The organism is uncultured Bradyrhizobium sp., from assembly GCF_964252615.1.
Lineage (GTDB): Bacteria > Pseudomonadota > Alphaproteobacteria > Rhizobiales > Xanthobacteraceae > Bradyrhizobium.
The window spans coordinates 1-16197 of sequence record NZ_CAXUNQ010000077.1 but is presented as its reverse complement, the minus strand read 5'-3'; the positions used below and the strand labels follow the sequence as shown (position 1 = coordinate 16197).

Sequence of the window (16197 nt, the reverse complement as noted above, 5' to 3'; positions counted from 1 at the left end):
CACCTCCTGGCTCTTCGAGCCTACTACAGGTGTCCACTCATTCGGGGGAGGTTCAAGGTACCATCGCCAAAAGCAGACAAGGATGGCGGACCATACGACAAAAAGACACCACGCACTCAAACCACTTAAAGCAGAGTCCAATCCAAACAATTTAGAATTCGTCATCTCAAACATTTCGATAAGAGCTTGGTACATTCCGATGCAAATTCCAAGCCAATAAACCGCAATTTCCGAGCGCCGACGCGAGCGACGAGCATAAACTAAAAAGAGCAAACCGGTCGCAACCAATATTGCGCTACCGATTACGACCCCCAAATCGTCGCCAGCAGTTGAGCTGGTGAAAATTGAAACTAGCTGCGCGACCAAGATGGACAGCGGCACCGTTATTGCTAACCAAAACAGTGCTAGATCTAAACCGACTAATGTCCTCCGGCTTAAATAAGCCAGAAAAATGCCGCCCAACGCAGCGGTTGCGCATCCGACTATTAAGAAGGTGTCCACTGCGCTTCGTTCACCCATGTGCCAGTCGGGAAGTCGCGAAGTTGAGAGAGAAGTAATCAGAATAATTGCAGTTAAGCAGAACGTCAGCAGAGCGAGCCGGCGGTCTCGCTTATTTGCGCCGAGCACGGCGTCTTCCGCTTTAGTCCGAAAACGTGATCGAGACGAAACTAAGGGCCCTCGCATGCGATTGGGTGGGCTAGTCGTGCTCGCACGCTCAACATTGTCAACCAACCAATTGCGGTAGGAAGACAGCAAGCGAGCGATTCTATCGAGATTAGAATTGGAGCCCGCGAAGGTCGCGCCACATAGATAAAAGCAAATAAGTAGTCCTACCAATGAAACCGCGGTGGGATGGCGTTGATACCAGCCGATTATTACCAGAACCAGCTTTTCCGTTCCAAAAATGCTATTCGATAGATCATCTAGGGTGGTGACAACGCCTAGAAATCCATAGAGTAACGCTAGTCTGAGGCAAATCCTCCGGACATACGCCGGAAGTCTTCCAAATCGGGGAGCGAATAATGCAAAGTAAAATGCCCAGATGACAGGCAAGACATCAATTATCCATCTTAGCTTAGTCATCTGCGACCAAAATAATGTAACGGTATTCACACGAAACTAAAATTGCACATCTTGCTAGGAAATTCACCCCCGAATCGGCAGCTATGCGCCGGATTCCGAGCGGCATAGAGCTGGCGAAACGATTAGGCACCGGCTTGGAATCGCCTCGCTAACTTGCATTATGTGCACAACGCCCGCCGCGCGTGGTGCATGCGCGGCGGGCGGCGAAAATCGCTCTGCTTCAATACCGCAAGCTAGTGTGGGAGGTACGCGGCGCGTTCCACTGCTGCCGGTCCTCGTACAGGTGGAGGCGAGAATAGTGACCCGACGTTCCCCGAAACCTACGAACGAACACGATCTCCGCGCCCCCGCGTCTTTCGGCGCGGCTCGGGCGGCGGATGGCGATGAGGGGGGCAACCCTCATCGCCTTGGCGTGCCTCGCTCACGCCGCGCTCCGCAAGACGTCCGGCAGCCAGCCCTTGCCCTGCAAACGGTCGGCGGCGGCTTCTGCCATCGCGGTTTTTTTCAGCTTGGCGAGATTGTCGGCGGCCTCCGGGGAAACCGCTTCGCGTACGGCGTCAAGAATGCGTTCCTTGGAGACGCGCCCGAGATAATTTCCGGGCGTCGGTGTCCAATGCGCCGCCATGTCGAGACACAGCGCTTGCGCAAGCGGAGCAACCGCTTCCTCGTTGCCGGGGGTCTTGGGCTTCCTCACCGCATCGACCGTGAGCGAGACGCAATGCGCCAAGAGTTCGAGACGGTCGGCTGACTCCATGCGCGCGACATACACCCACAAGGCGGCGGGATCGTCCGGCAGCATTTTGTGCCATGCCTCATGCCGGATGGCGATCTCCCGGCCTGCCGGGCTGTCGTCGATGCCCTTGGCATGCGTGCCGAGAAAAGCGCTACGCGCGTTGATGTCGAGGCAGGACAGGCGATCCGCATGCGGATAGAAGGTCTGTGCCGCGATGGCTTGAACGACGGCGATCACGGCGATGTCGTGATGGCGCGCGAGGATGTTGCGCAAGGCCACCGTTCGATGCGCCGTCAACTCCGCGACCAGCGCTTCGGAAAGCGGCGCGGGGCCGTTTCCCTTGGCAAGCTTTGCCTTCGCGGCGGGCCGCTCGTTATCCTCCGTGCGGATGTAACCGCGCTGCACCTCCGGTTTGCCGTCATGGCCGATACTGACGAAGGCCCCCGCCCGCGCGATCAGCGTTAAATCGTACTCATCTTCGCCGACTAGTTCGGCGATGGCCTGATCGAGGCGGTCGAACTCCGAGGAAAGGTCGCTGTCATCTTCGCTGCTCTGGTTTTCCAGCGCGGCGTATTCGGCTTGCAGGGTTTCTAGTTGCGCCTGTTCTTCCTCGGACAGCGCACGCAGCTGCGGATAGATGCGGCGCATGTCGGCGGTTGCTCCGTAGTCGAGGCGGGCGGCGACGGTAACCCATTTCCAGCCCTCGCGCCTGATTTGCGCGGCGGTCTTTTCCAGCTTTTCTTCCACCAGGCGGTGAAGCAGCGCGGCGTCGGTGAAATAGCCCTCGCCTTCCTGCTCGAACAGGTCGCGAAGCACGGCACCGCCCGCCTTGATGTACGCCTTCTCGCCGATGAACTTCGCGCGGCGGTCGCTCGCGCAAATATGTTCCTCGGTCAGTGCGGCCAGAATGTCCTCGCGCTCGGCCTCGCCGCCAAGCTGCTGCCAGACGGCACGCTGCATCTCACGATCGTCGCTGATGGCGAAGGCCGTCAACTGGTCGAGGTTCATCTCGCCGTCGCGGTAGGCCTCGATCAACGCCGGATCGATGGCGGCGAGCTTGAGGCGCTGCTTGACCACAGCGGGGGTGACGCCGAAACGGGCGGCGATATCCTCGGCATTCATGCCATGCCCGGCATGCAACGCCTGAAACGCCTCGAACTGGTCGGCGGGGTGCATGTCGCTGCGGATGGCGTTCTCGGCGAGGCTGATTTCGACCGGGTTATGGGCGGCATCGACGATGCAACGGATCGGCTCGGTCTTGGCGATCTCCTTGTGCTTGACGCGGAGAAGCTGCGCGAGACGCCGCCCTTCGCCTGCCGTCACCAGATAGAAGCCCGTTGCCTTGCCGCGCGGATCGGTTTCCGGTTCGACGACAAGGTTTTGCAACTGGCCGTTGGCTTTGATGCTGGCGGCGAGCGCCTCGATGTCGGCCTTGCCGTGCGGCTGCTTGCGCACGTTCTTGAACGACTTCTTAAGCTTGTCGAGCGGTATGAGGCGGATGGCGGTGTCGGCGGCTTGCGGGCGGTTCTTCTTGGTCATGATACTCTCCTTCTTTGGACAGGGGTTTTGCGGACGCAGAAGGCGGCGCAATAACCCCTGGCCTCGCCGAGAGCTGATGGTAGCAAGCGCAAGGGGTCAGCGAAGTTGCGCAGCAACTTTTTTGGGGGCACCGCGTGCGGGGGAGCCAAAACCCGAAGGGCGCGCTCTTGCGCGCGCGAGAAGCGGAGCTTCTTAGCCTTTTCCCTCAACGAACAAACGTGTCGCGTAGCGACACCTCGCTATCTTGCGCGAGGGATTGAAGCCGAAGGCCGAGACGCCTTGCGGCTCGGTTCACGAAAGCCCGGCCCGCGACGCGGGCGAACCTGAAATTATTGATATGCGCGCGATTACATGTAGGCTCACTTGTAGTATAGGTTGCATTTGGCAAGGACGAAACTTGGGAAAAAAATATGGAACATGGTGACATCGCCCGCGGGGTAGCCGCAGAGTTTGCGCATGAGGTTGGAGTACCGCTCCGAGAAGAAACCGATCGAGCTTTAGACAACTATCCTGATAGAACCGAGCGGCTAAAGAGAGGGTCGGTTGGAGAAATACTATCGCAGGCTGGAAATATTGCTCAGATCGCCGCGTTTATCGTTCAAATAATTCCGATAATTATCGCATCGTTGGAAAGCAAAAAGAATGAAAGCGATCTCAGTGACACAGCGGTCAAAGAAGCTACGGAACATTTTGGAATCGAGGAGGGTCTAGCTCGGCGAATAGTATCTGCAATTTTGAGGCGTATCACGCGGCGCAAATAGCAGGAGTGAAATCTTTGTAGATGTCACGGTTCGCCCTCATCATCGGAAATGCATCATACAGCTGTGCGAAGCTAACCACGCCATGCGAGGACACGCTTGTGCTTGCGAAAAAGCTGCGAGAGCTTAATTTTCAAGTCGAACACCGTCTTAACGTCGGCAAAGACGACTTTGAAAATTCGCTGGCCGAATTCGGAAAAAAAATAGAGGGCGCTGACGTAGCCCTGTTCTTTTTTGCCGGTGTCGGTTTTCAAATAGACGGGAAAAATTATCTTGTGCCGGTCGATACTGACGCAGGGCGCGAACATCGACTGACTTGGCGTTCCGTGGAATTAACGAAGATCCTTGAGCATATGTCGCGCTGCTCTCAAACAAGTCTCATATTTCTAGATATCGCTCGCGATCTGCGATTTGGCGATAGTCTCGTGCATATTGGCAATATTATACGTCTTTCAAATACTTTTGTAGCGTTTTCTACCGAACCCGGAGAAGTAGCAAGAGATTCGGTGGACGGAAAGCATAGTCCGTTCGTCTCTGCTCTGCTTCCTCTCATTGCTGAACCCGGCCTTTCTCTTTCAGATTTGATGACGTTGGTACGAACAGCCGTCATGAAGGCCACGAACGCCGAGCAAATCCCGTGGGAACAATCAAGCCTCCTTCGTCCATTCTATTTCAACCGAGAGATAACACTGAGCAGCATGGATCTGGGAGTCTCGAAAAAAGTCCCACACTCGACTTAGATGAGTTTTCTCATAGGCATCCGAGAAAAAGGTTTCACGCAAGAGGTTTAGCTCGCCGCATAATGTCAGTTATTTTAAGGCACGTTTTGAGACGAAAACAGTAAGAGTGAAGCTTCATCGATGCCCCGGTTTGCGCTCATCATTGGAAATGCATCATACAAATATGCGAAGTTGAAGACGCCGCGCAGGGACACACTTGCGCTTGCGAAAAAGCTGCGAGAGCTCAATTTTCAAGTCGAACACCGTCTTAACGTCAGCAAAGACGACTTTGAAAATTCGCTGGTCGAATTTGAGGAAAAAATTGAGAGCGCAGAGGTGGCTCTATTCTTTTTTGCCGGTCACGGTTTCCAAATAAACGGCAAGAACTATCTTGCACCCGTCAATGCTGACGTAAAGCGCGAAGGTCGGTTAACTTGGCGGGCCATCGAGTTGACAAAAATTCTCGAAGGTATGTCGCGCCGTGCCCAGACTAGCTTGATATTCCTTGATGCCTGTCGAGATTCTCCGCTTTTTCGTAGATGGATTGCCGAAGTAGAACCATCCCATTTGACGCGCGATTTCCAATCTGGTAACGGCCTCGCGCGTATTGGCAATATTAAAAGGCTTTCGAACACGTTCGTCGCATTTGCAACGGAGCCGGGAGGATTAGCGCGAGACTCGGTGGACGGAAAACATAGCCCGTTCGTGGCGGCGCTCCTTCCTTTGGTTGCTGAGCGTGGACTTTCCATTTCAGACTTGATGATACTCGTACGAACGGCCGTCATGAAGGCCACTAACGACGAGCAAATCCCGTGGGAGGAATCAAGCCTCCTTCGTCCGTTCTATTTTAACCCAGGAGACAGGATAGAGCAGCATAGATTCTCCGAACTCCTGAGAGAAGGCGCTACCCCGCTCGATGTGGACGAGTTCCTACAAAAACATCCGCAAACGGAATATCGTGCAGATGCGCTTGCACGATTAGAGGTGTTGCTAGCAACGTGTACAAATGTAACGGAGCTTGAGAAGTTTACTATAAAGATGTTGGTGCCTGCATGCAGTGAACGTGCCGTGCATCGATTGGCAACGGTGTTGTGGCCGTCCTATAAACGTGAAACCGATATCGAAAGGATTAGAAGGTTTGTTCATCGTTTTCCTGAATTCAAGCTCGGAAAAGAATTGCTTGCGTGGCTTACTTACAAGCGGCTTGGGAAGACGCGTAGTGATGTCGACGTAGCATGGAATTTTGAGCGGACGTTTGACGGAACGGCGGCGGCTCGTAGAGCCCGGAGACGACGTCTCGCTTTACTTCAGATTCAACAACTGAAAAGACGTTTCTATCGTGCTGGGAGTCTTTTGCGATCTCCTGCCATATTCCCAATATTTCGTTTGCCCCGTAAGGCTGCGACGTTTGGATTATCAGCTATTCGAGCGATGACGCTAGCGGTCTCATTCGTGGGTCTCGTATTCTGGATCGGAGTTATACTCAAACTTCCTTTTTTTGATCAACTGCCGGACGACGCAGTTTCGACTGGCGGCTTCGGTATCGCGATGATAATTGGAGTGTTAGCGTGGGCTCTACGAAGACGTTCCGCCCCATTTGAAGCCTCGACACATTATTGTGCGATAGCCTTGAATCTTCTTTTCGTAATCCCAAGCTTTGACAAGCTTAATCTTCGAATACCAGGTTTGACCACCTTTCAAACAGCGGCATCGATTTGGACTGTCGTCGTACTTGTGGCAGGAACCATCAGTTTTATACAACGAGCCGGGTCCATTTCCTTCTTCACAGCCACGTTATATGGCTTAACGCTGGGTTTTGCGCTTTCGCTGTTATCTAAGCAATTTTTTTCAGTGGGCGCCGAAATCTTCTTGCCGGTCACTTTGTTTGCCTGCTGGCTCGGACAATGGCTGGCCCGCGCGAAGCCTCGGCACATCAACGACGATCCATGATTAATTGCCGAATTTAAACCTCTCGAACACCCGAAATACTGCTCGCCGAACATCTTCAATTGATAGTTGTTCGGAGGATTGCTCGGTGCGTTTTGGGGTCTCACCCTTTGTCACAGGTATTTCTTCGGCTCGTGTAGACGCATCCTGCGCGTTGGTCGTTCCTGTCGCCTGTTCCACAGTACTTACTTGTAGCGGCGACGAGAACTTTTTAGGGTTCAAGCTAAGGTAGCGTGTTAGCAAAGCTGCTCCAAATCTTTCTAATCCTTAAAATTATATGGTATTAGAGTACCGTTTATTTTCCATTAATTTTTGCCACCAACCACTCATATCGCCAGTTAGCAAATAGTCCCAACACCGCTTGCCTTACTTTATCAAGGGACGAAGCTTGGTCAGACTCTTTCATGACCGGCGGGCGATCTTCAGGCAACTTCTCGGTTGGGCCTGAAAGACCTGGTTTTGCAGGCGTTGGTGGCACCACTGGCGGCAACGCTGGCTCAGGAGACGGAATTGCTGTGACCGGCGTTCCGACCGAAGGCGGCTGCAACGATGGGTTTGTCTTTGTATCAGGCGGCGGTGAAGGCAGTGAAAAGGATTCTTTAGAGTTTGTCGCGAGGCGCGCGATCTCCGTCAAACCTGAGACAACTCCTGGATGCATTAAAGACAATACACTCGCTTTCTTAAACGTGGCTTGAGCGTTATCAACAAGGTTTTCGTGCAGATACGCATTACCGAGCGCGACAAGTAAATCAACGTTCTTAGGCGCAATAGCGATCGCAGCCTCCAGCCATTTTATAGCTGTCGGGAAGTCATCCAGTTTCATACTAGCATTTGCATGTCCCCTGAGAGCATTTAGATTTTGTCCGTCGAGTTTGATCACCGCAGCGTAATCGCTTCGAGCATCCTTGTACTTTCGAAGTTTCATATATGTCTCGGCTCGACTAAAGTAAATTTCAGCGCTTTCCTTTTGGCTAAGCGAAGCCGTGTAACTGCCTATCGCATCCTCAAGTTTTTCCATATTAAGATACGCTGTCGCCATTCCTGCATGCAGTAAATACGTGTTGGAGCTTGCGGGGCTGAGCCTGATCGCGCGATCATAATCTGCTACGGCCAGAGCATACTCGCGGTTAGAATTGTATGCCGGAGCTCTAAGCGCGTAAATTGCTTGTAACTTGCTTGCGTCTTTTTTTACTAATCGTTCAGCCGTCGTGAGATCGTCTATAGCCTTCTTAAAATTCCCTTCTTTATAATAACTGTGACCGCGAATGCGGTAGCATTCGAACTTATCGACAGTGCTCGTAGTCCCACCTAGGGTGATGGCCCGCGACATGTCGGGAATTGCGGCGGCATACCGCTCCAAATTATACTTTGCGGCGCCGCGAAAGAAGTAGAGTTGAGCTGGAGCGATGCCCGCTCCTTCTGCTGAGTCAAAATCCTTTATTGCGCTTTGAAAGCGGTCTTGTCGTGCGCTCCTATAGAACGCCGTGCCTCTCTTGAGTAACGTGTTAGGATCGGAATTTCTTGGTCCAATTAATTGGGTATAGTCTGAAATTGCCCTGTCGTAATCGAAGGAAGCCTCGTGCGACGCCGCTCTGGCGGAAAGATACTCAGGCAGTGGGGTTCGCCGGATGGCTTCATTGTAATTTGGGATGGCGCTTTTCTGATTACCGTATTTTGCAAAGATATTGCCTAGACGAAAATATATGGCCGCGGTTTCGCTCTTGTCGAATTGTCCCTCTTGGATAAGTCGGTCGCATGAGCTCGTCTTCTGCTCCTCCTCACAAAGCTTTATTTCTTCTCTATAACGGAACGTAAAAATAAAAGATCTCTCTTTTCCGATCTTAGGCACGGCCGCGCAAACTGCGCTGACACTACAGATTGCTGCCCCGCAAGAATTGCGATCAATACAAATCGGCTCATGACCGGCGCGCCATCAATTGAGGCGATGGGTCGACCTTAGCGTGTAGCATAGCCGCGTCAACACTTGATAAGGTAGATTCCGGATTTGGCCGGCGTGGCGTATAGAATGCAGCTCGAGTTCAAGCGGTGGGTGCTGCCGTATTCGCCTGATGTCGTTTCGAAATGAACAAACGGTGCGTTTCTCTGCCGACCGAGCCATTTTTGCGCACGCCTACACGCCAGATGACTTGTCGAGTGACGAGGAAGAAAGGCGTAGCCCGGCTTCGATCACGCGCAAACTTGTTCAGGCCGAAGATCACCCGCCGCTTCGCCAAAACCGGGCAAGGACGGCGCGCAACTCCGGGCCGCTGACATCGGTGTAGATGGTGGTCGTCTCGATGGAGGCATGGCCGAGCAGGCGCTGCACGTTATCGAGCGACACGCCGCAGGAAACGGTGCCGACGCCGAAGCTATGACGCAACCCGCGCGGACAGGCCTGCCGTCCCGCGATGCCCGCGCGGCTCATGATCGATTTGACGCAGCGCCAAGCGGTGACCCGGCTCCACGGCCAGAGGCGCTTGACGGCAAGATCCGGCGCATGTTGAAGCACGCGCAAACGAAACTGCCGGTTCAACGCCGCCATGAGCTTGCGCGGGATGGGTACTTCACGACACGATTGGTCACGCTTCAGCGTGCGGAAGGTGACGACCGCGCTGTCGATCTGAAAGGAAGCGGGCGTCAGCGCCAGAACTTCGGAGACGCGCGCGCCGGTCCAGGCAAGCATCTCGGCGAACAAGGCGCGCTCGGGCGGCAGCTTCGCGATGATGGCGAGCGCGCGCTTTCTTTCGGCGCGGTTGAGGTATTTACGGACGGCCTGGGCGGAATAGAGCGTGGGCGATCGGTTCCGGCGTTTCACATCGGCCTCCATGCGAGGCCTTAACAATCCTAGTGTTTTGTTTCATGCCCATTTCGCTCAATATCCACGCGAATTTTCACATCAGGCTTTGCAAAAAACAAAGATGTCTGCCGTAAGAGAAGCCCTGACTTTACAGCGATATGAGCGCGGCTGCAACAATTCACTAGGATTGTTGCAGCAAGCTGCGCGGCGGCGGTTTTGCCTGCGCTTGTGGCATGCGCGCAGGCCTCCGCGGAAACAATAAATATAGACCGCACCTGCACCCAAGTGCGTCAGGTGTTCTTTGGCGTTGACGACATTGCGCACAAAGGCAATACGAAGATCGTGCCGTTCTCCAAGACGTACCGCAATCAGCTTGCCGGTTATTTCGAACGCGGCTGCCCAATGAACGAAAACTTCCCTATGCCGCCGCACGGGACGGACATGCAGTTGGCTGTCACGGTGGGCGACATCGTAGTGAGCGGCAAAATAAAGCTTGAGTTTGGGAAACCCCTACTTCGGTGAAGTGGTGAGTTTCTTGAAAAGATTTTCGTCAGGCTTGGAGGATTTTAGCTTCGGCTCTGTGCGCGCGGCCTTCGCATCGGCACGGCTGTCGTAATTTTGCTCCAAGCGCTTCTCGATCGCCGTTTTTCTGCGCCTGATTGCGGCATTCGCCTTGGCCGGGACTTGTTTGTCGTCGAGGCGATCGCGTAAGCCGCTATTGGTTTCGTGGCGTGCGCGATGCGCCGCAATTTCTGCGTCGATCGTCTTGCGGTCTTCCACCGTGGCAGCACGCTTGCGGCGGTCATGCAGCGCCGACAACTCCTCATCGCCCTCAAGGCCTTTCTGGTAGTTCTGCAAGGCCTTATTGGTAGTACGCGCCTTGGGATCGTGCCGGTCGATAATGGTGTGATCCAGCATCGCGGCACGATCTTTCGGAGAAAAGCCGAGAACGGCAGCATCGTTCGCCGCATTCAAGATATTCTGCGCCGTGAAGGTTCGATCGTACGCGCGCAAATAAGAGAAGGTGCCGAAGTCGAGGCCGGCTTGCGCAAATACGGATGCCGGGAATGTCGCCGAGGTGAGCGCCTGTACCGAGCGCGCCTCGGTTTCGGTAAGCCGTTGATAAGGACGCCCGGCGTTGCTTGATTTGGAAAGAACGGCATCGCCGATGCGTGCGCCCGGAAGGGCAGCAGCCTTTGCCTGAGCCGCCATCTCCTGCGGCGTGGCGCTAAGTTCGTTCAAGGCTTTGGGCGATGTGGCGTAATTTTCGGCCATCGCAGCGGCTCGTGCCACACGATCCGCGATGCTCAAGCCCGGCAGGTCTGTCTCAGCGATGATCTTCGCAAGGAAGGCCTCGCTGAGCGGCACGCCCCGCGCCGCCGCTTTCGCAGCCGCCCGGATCGACTCTTCGATGCGGACACGATCATCTTCGGTCATGGAGAGAAGTTTACAAAATTGTCGGTTAGAAACGCTTAATTCGGCATACACGCCCGGCTAACACATTGTTTTTCTTGCGAAAGGGTAGCGCCATCCTCTATGGAAAAGTTGCTGCCCGGCGGGTATATTGGCGGCAGGAGATAAGAGACATGATCAATCTACCCCAGGAAACCGAAGCCCTTGCACAGCGGCTTGCCCTTGCGAAACGTCTTCCCGTCGAGGAAGTCATCCGGCTGGCGCTTGAGGAAAAGGTACGCGCCGAAGGCATTGCGCCGGAGCCTAACCAGCCGCGCGACCCGTCCCCCAAGGCGGTTGCCGCGCGCCGCGCGCGCACCGACAAGCTTGTCGCGAAGCTGGCGGCCATGCCCGTTCTTGATCGCCGCTCTCCGCGCAACATCATGGACGATCTGAACGCCGAATGATCGTTGTCGATAGCTCCGCTCTTTGCGCCGTATTTTTCAACGAACCCGAGAAAAGCGCGTTTCAGGCAATCCTCGACGGCGACGAGCGCTGTATCATTTCAGCCGTCAACGCTTTTGAGACCGCCTGCGTACTGCGCGGCAAGCTTGGTCAAGCCGCCGTAGTAGAATACTGGCAATGGCTGGCCGACAACCGCATCGAGATTGTCGCTTTTGATGCCGTGCTAGCGCGCGAAGCGGCGGCGGCATTCGAGCGCTATGGCAAGGGCTTGCACTCGAAAGCAAACTTGAATCTTGCCGATTGCGCGGCCTACGCGCTCGCCAAGGCGATGAACGTGCCATTGCTTTTTAAGGGCAATGATTTTGCCGCAACGGATATAAAGCCGGTATAAGCAGGACAGCACAAAACCGCTACTTCGGTGAGGCGGTGAGCTTCTTGAAAAGATTTTCGTCCGGCTTGGAGGATTTTAGCTTCGGCTTTGCTTGCTCCACCTTCACATCGGCACGGCTGTCGTAATTTTGTTCCAAGCGTTTCTCGATTGCGCTCTTTCTGCGCCTGATTGCAGCATTCGCCTTGGCCGAGACTTGTTTGTCGTCGAGGCGGTCGCGCAAGCCGCTGTCCGACTCAAATTTGTTCCGGCGCGACGTGATCTCGGCGTCGATTGCCTTGCGGTCTTCCGCCGTGGCAGCACGCTTGCGACGGTCGTGCAGCGCCGCCAGTTCCTCGTCGCCTTCAAGGCCTTTCTGGTAGTCCTGCAACGCCTTGTTGGTGGCGCGCGCCTTCGGATCGTGGCGGTCGATGATGGCGTGATCCAGCATCGCGGCGCGATCTTTCGGAGAAAATCCGAGGGCGGCAGTATCGTTCGCGGCGTTCAGGATATTCTGCGCCGTGAAGGTGCGGTCATAGCCGCGCAAGTAGGAGAAGGTAGCGAAGTCGAGACCGGCGACGACGAAGGGCGAACTTGCAAAACTTGTGACGCTGATCGTCTGCATCGATCGCGGATCGGAGTTGCCGAGCGTCTGATAATTGGCCTTGGCGGATTCCCTTCGCGCTTCCGAGATATTTGGAGGCGAGCCGCCTGCCAGCCGTGAGCCAAAAACTGCCGCAGTCTTGGCCTGCGTCGCGATATCCTGCGGCGTCGCGCTGTGTACGTTCAACGGTTTGGGCGAAGCGGCATATTGTTCGGCCATCACCGTTGCGCGCGTGACCCGCTCGGCAAGGCTGAGGCCGGGCTGGCTGGTTTCGGCGACAATCTTTGATAGGAAGGCTTCGCCGATGGGCACTCCGCGCGCAGCCGCCAAAGCGGCCGAGCGGATCGATGCTTCGATGCGTGCAGGATCGTCGTGGGCCATGTCTTCCAAGCAACCTTCGGCGCAAAACGCGCGTTGGGCCTACCATTTTACGAAAACAGCAATTACAGAGGCTTAATTGAGTCCAAGGCGTTGATTTCACTCGAAAACTGTTCGGGGCGCTCAGCGTCCTTCACGCTAATCTCCCCTCATTCGCGACGGGCTGATGGCCTAAGAGCGCGAAAATTTTTCGAACTGCTTGCACATCCTTTCATCGCAAACTCGAGAGCTAACGTTACGGTGGTCGACCAGTGCGTTTATGAAAATTGACCTGACTGGGCTGATCATAAACCTGGAGGTAGGGCTCGCAGTGACCTGCCTCCGATAGAAAGCCCTCCAGCGCCAAGGTGGTCGCGATATGATAGGCAAGCCAATTGCGTCGCTCCCAATTTTCCAGAGAAAGTAATGCGCGCTCGTCCTTCTAAAGAAGCAAACGAGCACCCGTTCTTGTCATGCTGTCATCCGGCATTCGGAGCAAACGAATTATTCGGTTGCCAGTCGCGGCGGTGTATCGCGGAAATAACCAATGGTGCAGTGTTGGTTTTCATCGCAGTACGTTGCATCGGTCCCGCCCTGTTCGTGCACAACGGCATCACACAGATCGCCCGGTTTCACGGACCGTGGATCTTTTCGAAAATGGCAGTTGGACGGCGCCAACGCCTGCGCCCGCATCCCGAGATGTTTCCAACCGCTGTTTTCTGCTTCTTGCGCAGTATCGGGAATATGTACGCCACACAGCTGCATGTTTTTCTCCCTATCGGCTGCTGCGGATTCCGGTTGATACGGCCTGCCCGATCTGTGCGGCCAAATGGGATTGGACGACGGAGCTCGACGGGCCGACGACTGCGTAGCCCTTAGCGAGCTTTCGCTTCGTGTCGGCAATCTGAGACGGCCCCATGGTGATGAGGAGGTCGTCCTTGCGATCACGCGAAGCCGAAAGGAAATTGCCATCTGTATTAGCGGAGACGTCGACGAACTTCCAGGAAGGGGTGAGGTTGCCACCGAAAACAAGATCGAACGTTACATGATGCTCGATAACGTCCAGTGGACCGCCGGTCTCGAAGGGTTGCGAAACCGTATTTAGCGTCTGCGCTGTTTTCGCACCGGAATAGACGCTCTCATAGATTTTGAGGCTGCCTTGGATTGGATAATCGCCGAGTATTTGGCATGGCCTTCTCTCATTGCGAGTTGCATAAAACTCTGCAAAATTAAAGAACCATGTAATTGTTTGGACGCGGGTCGCATCCGTATCGACATTTGCGCCAATGCCCAAGGTGAACGCGTTTCGCATCAAAGAGACGCCAGGTTTGACGGACCCCTTTTCATCGACAGTCAGTGTCAGAGTGGTCTTGGCCGACCATGTGTAAAGCCAGTTCGCATCGTTCAGATCGCGGACGGTTTGATTGACCGCCTGTCCGAGCTCGCAGTTTACGTGCGCCGCAACGGCATTGACGAAGTTTGCATCGGCCGATGCCGCTTCCTGTCGCGTGGGATGGCCGAGCTCGATGTCCGGGACGGACAGGCCGCATCCGCATAGGCCTGACAAAGCGCCGACAGCAAAAAATAGAGAACTCAGATGACGCAAAGTGAGCCCCCCTCATTGCGGCACGATAATCATACAACCGGGGATTGGCGACAAAACGTTAAGCGCGGCCGAAGCGTTTCCACAGCGAAATTTGGAGGTGGCAAACATCGGTTGGAGCGCGGGAACCTAAAATCCATCACGGCCGCATAGGTGGATCGTCGAGCAAGTCGTGTGTTACGGAGACATTGCCTATGGTGGCGGTTGGCAGCGTCCATGATTCGCGACCTTGTGGCCGAGCAAAATCCGCCAGTTGCGTGTAGCGTCAGCAAAACTTAGACTTGCACCCAGCCCAAGGCTCGTTTAGTGTCGGCCTAACTGAATTTTTTGAATGTTTTGTTCAATAGTTTGCGGACCAAAGCAACGAGGCGCCTTCAAGGTAATCGTTTGGAAATTGAAGCGAGGGTTGGGGTCTGTCAATCTAGTCGTCAATGGCGTGTCGCCATCACCGAGATCGAGCGGCGCACCGGACTTGATTTCGGAAACGTCGTTCGCGATGCGGATACGATCAAGGAACATGATCAGCTACATGTCGGCAAAGTGAGGATCATTGTCAAATCCATGAGCGACCTCCTGCCGAAAAGCGCTGAGCGGTGATCACAGGGCGTCGATCGCGCGCGTGTGCAGCTTTCAGAATGCTTCATAGCAGCGCCACCAGTCAACGGTGCTCCATGGGCCGAACCGGCGTCCTGGACGCAATGATCGTCGGTGGCTCGACTATCAGTGGGATACTGCCATCACCACGTACACCACGACGATGCCCATGTAGAGACCCGCAACAATCCAGTACATTTTGCGCTCCTGTTCGCGAGGATTGATCATCGTCGGCATACAGGAGCGGATGTGCGCAATATCTGCGTTGCGGCAGAGCTTTGCAATCTTGTCACGCGCAATGGCAGCTGTGACGCGACGAACAGGCCATTGTCGGGTACCGAACGCCTTCATCATATCTTTGTGGAAATAGGGAAACGGCGTCACGTTATCCTGAACGAACTAGGTTTCTTGCCGCCTGTTGGATCAGTTGATCCCGATCCGTCACAGCCTTGAGGCCAACATGAACGAAGCGGCTAATCGTCTCAAAGACGTAGTACCAGCCCTCTCGTGCGTTACGGACCTGATTTCACACGGGGACAATCAATCTCCTTTGGACATGGAGGAACTTACCTATAGCAACGTCATGCGCTTGTTGGTTTCGCATGACGTGGGTACATTAAGCCCCTTCAACTGGCGGTGGTTTGGTGACCATCGCGCGGTGATCGCGCCGCCGGTTTTGCGCTCGGGTGAGTTTTACCGGGAATGTGGCGTGTCCAGCCGCAGTGGCGTTATCTTGCGGATTTCGGCGTGGCTGTATCTTGCGTCCAAGCTGGACGCGTTTTGGCGATCGTACCACCGTACGCGAAGCGGCTCTGCGCATGAGCATTTTGGCGGATCGCGGTCACTGCTCGTTGAGTTGGCACAGGCGCACCGTTATCTGCTCAGCATACCATGTCTTGACTGTACTGTGGCGGGCGAGTTGACCGCGCTTACGGCGGCGACGGACGCCGCGATTTATTGCGACGACTATCTCGTGACAGTAGCAAAATTGGCTGATGCCGAAGATGGCTACGAGGGTCTGGCCACCCGCGCGTGGAAAGCCATATCGCCTCTCAATCGACATGGGGTTAAGCATACCATCATTATGACAAATAATATCCCTAGCGCTCCCCTTAGGGATGAGGCAGTATTGGAGTGCCTACCCTCGGTTGTGGTAACGAGGGACCTTCCCTCTGTCCAATATGTATGAACCTCCCCCGAATGAGTGGACACCTGTAGTAGGCTCGAAGAGCCAGGAGG

General features: G+C 54.9%; 18 protein-coding genes. 8 read left to right on the top strand and 10 right to left on the bottom strand.

Features of this window, described 5'->3' with window-relative positions:
* Together ACFE72_RS23160 and ACFE72_RS23155 are read right to left on the bottom strand one after the other, a co-directional pair.
* On the bottom strand, positions 1-627 hold a 627-nt coding region (locus ACFE72_RS23160; protein WP_375415465.1), incomplete at its 3' end, for a hypothetical protein.
* Between the two features lie 877 nt (positions 628-1504).
* Complete coding sequence (locus ACFE72_RS23155) at positions 1505-3355, bottom strand: ParB/RepB/Spo0J family partition protein (protein WP_375415464.1); 1851 nt, start codon at positions 3353-3355, stop codon at positions 1505-1507.
* 410 nt (positions 3356-3765) lie between these two features.
* Between ACFE72_RS23155 and ACFE72_RS23150 the strand changes: the two genes are divergently transcribed.
* The 3 genes from ACFE72_RS23150 to ACFE72_RS23140 all read left to right on the top strand — a co-directional run bounded on the left by ACFE72_RS23150 (position 3766) and on the right by ACFE72_RS23140 (position 6782).
* Entirely contained in the window at positions 3766-4116 is a 351-nt protein-coding gene (locus tag ACFE72_RS23150) for a hypothetical protein (RefSeq protein WP_375415463.1), read from the top strand.
* Positions 4117-4136: 20 nt separating this feature from the next.
* Entirely contained in the window at positions 4137-4853 is a 717-nt protein-coding gene (locus ACFE72_RS23145) for a caspase domain-containing protein (RefSeq protein ID WP_375415462.1), read from the top strand.
* Positions 4854-4973: 120 nt separating this feature from the next.
* Positions 4974-6782 (top strand): caspase domain-containing protein, encoded by a 1809-nt coding sequence (locus ACFE72_RS23140; RefSeq protein WP_375415461.1) that lies wholly within the window; start codon positions 4974-4976, stop codon positions 6780-6782.
* A gap of 292 nt (positions 6783-7074) precedes the next feature.
* Here the strand turns inward: ACFE72_RS23140 and ACFE72_RS23135 are convergent, their stop codons facing one another.
* Positions 7075-8628, bottom strand: a complete 1554-nt coding sequence (locus ACFE72_RS23135; RefSeq protein ID WP_375415460.1) for a tetratricopeptide repeat protein — start codon at positions 8626-8628, stop codon at positions 7075-7077.
* Between the two features lie 366 nt (positions 8629-8994).
* The gene (locus ACFE72_RS23130; RefSeq protein ID WP_375415459.1) at positions 8995-9606 is read right to left on the bottom strand and encodes a tyrosine-type recombinase/integrase; all 612 of its coding nucleotides are present in this window, start codon (positions 9604-9606) and stop codon (positions 8995-8997) included.
* A 186-nt stretch (positions 9607-9792) separates the two neighbouring features.
* On the opposite strand from ACFE72_RS23130, the gene ACFE72_RS23125 reads away from it, so the two are divergent.
* Positions 9793-10098, top strand: coding sequence for a hypothetical protein (locus ACFE72_RS23125; protein WP_375415458.1), 306 nt, complete (start codon positions 9793-9795; stop codon positions 10096-10098).
* Here ACFE72_RS23125 and ACFE72_RS23120 read toward each other — a convergent pair.
* Positions 10087-11013 (bottom strand): hypothetical protein, encoded by a 927-nt coding sequence (locus ACFE72_RS23120; RefSeq protein ID WP_375415457.1) that lies wholly within the window; start codon positions 11011-11013, stop codon positions 10087-10089. The genes ACFE72_RS23125 and ACFE72_RS23120 overlap by 12 nt on opposite strands.
* A 149-nt stretch (positions 11014-11162) precedes the next feature.
* Between ACFE72_RS23120 and ACFE72_RS23115 the strand changes: the two genes are divergently transcribed.
* Positions 11163-11435: a hypothetical protein gene (locus ACFE72_RS23115; protein WP_375415456.1), complete on the top strand. Its 273-nt coding sequence runs from the start codon at positions 11163-11165 to the stop codon at positions 11433-11435.
* Positions 11432-11824 carry a type II toxin-antitoxin system VapC family toxin gene (locus ACFE72_RS23110; RefSeq protein WP_375415455.1) on the top strand — a complete coding sequence of 131 codons (393 nt, stop codon included), beginning with the start codon at positions 11432-11434 and terminating at the stop codon, positions 11822-11824. Before ACFE72_RS23115 ends, ACFE72_RS23110 begins: the two co-directional genes overlap by 4 nt.
* A gap of 19 nt (positions 11825-11843) precedes the next feature.
* Here the strand turns inward: ACFE72_RS23110 and ACFE72_RS23105 are convergent, their stop codons facing one another.
* The 4 genes from ACFE72_RS23105 to ACFE72_RS23090 form a co-directional block, all read right to left on the bottom strand.
* Positions 11844-12785, bottom strand: a complete 942-nt coding sequence (locus tag ACFE72_RS23105; RefSeq protein ID WP_375415454.1) for a hypothetical protein — start codon at positions 12783-12785, stop codon at positions 11844-11846.
* A gap of 232 nt (positions 12786-13017) precedes the next feature.
* On the bottom strand, positions 13018-13179 hold the full coding sequence (locus ACFE72_RS23100; RefSeq protein ID WP_375415466.1) for a DUF3732 domain-containing protein: 162 nt from the start codon (positions 13177-13179) through the stop codon (positions 13018-13020).
* Between the two features lie 86 nt (positions 13180-13265).
* A complete protein-coding gene (locus ACFE72_RS23095) occupies positions 13266-13526 on the bottom strand; it encodes a hypothetical protein (protein WP_375415453.1) in 261 nt (86 codons plus the stop codon).
* A gap of 10 nt (positions 13527-13536) precedes the next feature.
* Positions 13537-14367: a hypothetical protein gene (locus ACFE72_RS23090; RefSeq protein WP_375415452.1), complete on the bottom strand. Its 831-nt coding sequence runs from the start codon at positions 14365-14367 to the stop codon at positions 13537-13539.
* Positions 14368-14751: 384 nt separating this feature from the next.
* On the opposite strand from ACFE72_RS23090, the gene ACFE72_RS23085 reads away from it, so the two are divergent.
* Positions 14752-14961: a hypothetical protein gene (locus ACFE72_RS23085; RefSeq protein WP_375415451.1), complete on the top strand. Its 210-nt coding sequence runs from the start codon at positions 14752-14754 to the stop codon at positions 14959-14961.
* Between the two features lie 123 nt (positions 14962-15084).
* Here ACFE72_RS23085 and ACFE72_RS23080 read toward each other — a convergent pair whose 3' ends face one another.
* Positions 15085-15342: a hypothetical protein gene (locus ACFE72_RS23080; protein WP_375415450.1), complete on the bottom strand. Its 258-nt coding sequence runs from the start codon at positions 15340-15342 to the stop codon at positions 15085-15087.
* A gap of 76 nt (positions 15343-15418) precedes the next feature.
* Between ACFE72_RS23080 and ACFE72_RS23075 the strand changes: the two genes are divergently transcribed.
* Positions 15419-16147, top strand: a complete 729-nt coding sequence (locus ACFE72_RS23075) for a hypothetical protein (protein ID WP_375415449.1) — start codon at positions 15419-15421, stop codon at positions 16145-16147.
* Positions 16148-16197 lie beyond the last annotated feature (50 nt).

Coding starts and splice junctions, on each gene's coding strand:
- ACFE72_RS23155 (WP_375415464.1), bottom strand. CDS start 3,355: ATGACCAAGAAGAACCGCCCGCAAGCCGCCGACACCGCCATCCGCCTC.
- ACFE72_RS23150 (WP_375415463.1), top strand. CDS start 3,766: ATGGAACATGGTGACATCGCCCGCGGGGTAGCCGCAGAGTTTGCGCAT.
- ACFE72_RS23145 (WP_375415462.1), top strand. CDS start 4,137: ATGTCACGGTTCGCCCTCATCATCGGAAATGCATCATACAGCTGTGCG.
- ACFE72_RS23140 (WP_375415461.1), top strand. CDS start 4,974: ATGCCCCGGTTTGCGCTCATCATTGGAAATGCATCATACAAATATGCG.
- ACFE72_RS23130 (WP_375415459.1), bottom strand. CDS start 9,606: ATGGAGGCCGATGTGAAACGCCGGAACCGATCGCCCACGCTCTATTCC.
- ACFE72_RS23120 (WP_375415457.1), bottom strand. CDS start 11,013: ATGACCGAAGATGATCGTGTCCGCATCGAAGAGTCGATCCGGGCGGCT.
- ACFE72_RS23115 (WP_375415456.1), top strand. CDS start 11,163: ATGATCAATCTACCCCAGGAAACCGAAGCCCTTGCACAGCGGCTTGCC.
- ACFE72_RS23110 (WP_375415455.1), top strand. CDS start 11,432: ATGATCGTTGTCGATAGCTCCGCTCTTTGCGCCGTATTTTTCAACGAA.
- ACFE72_RS23105 (WP_375415454.1), bottom strand. CDS start 12,785: ATGGCCCACGACGATCCTGCACGCATCGAAGCATCGATCCGCTCGGCC.
- ACFE72_RS23095 (WP_375415453.1), bottom strand. CDS start 13,526: ATGCAGCTGTGTGGCGTACATATTCCCGATACTGCGCAAGAAGCAGAA.
- ACFE72_RS23075 (WP_375415449.1), top strand. CDS start 15,419: ATGAACGAAGCGGCTAATCGTCTCAAAGACGTAGTACCAGCCCTCTCG.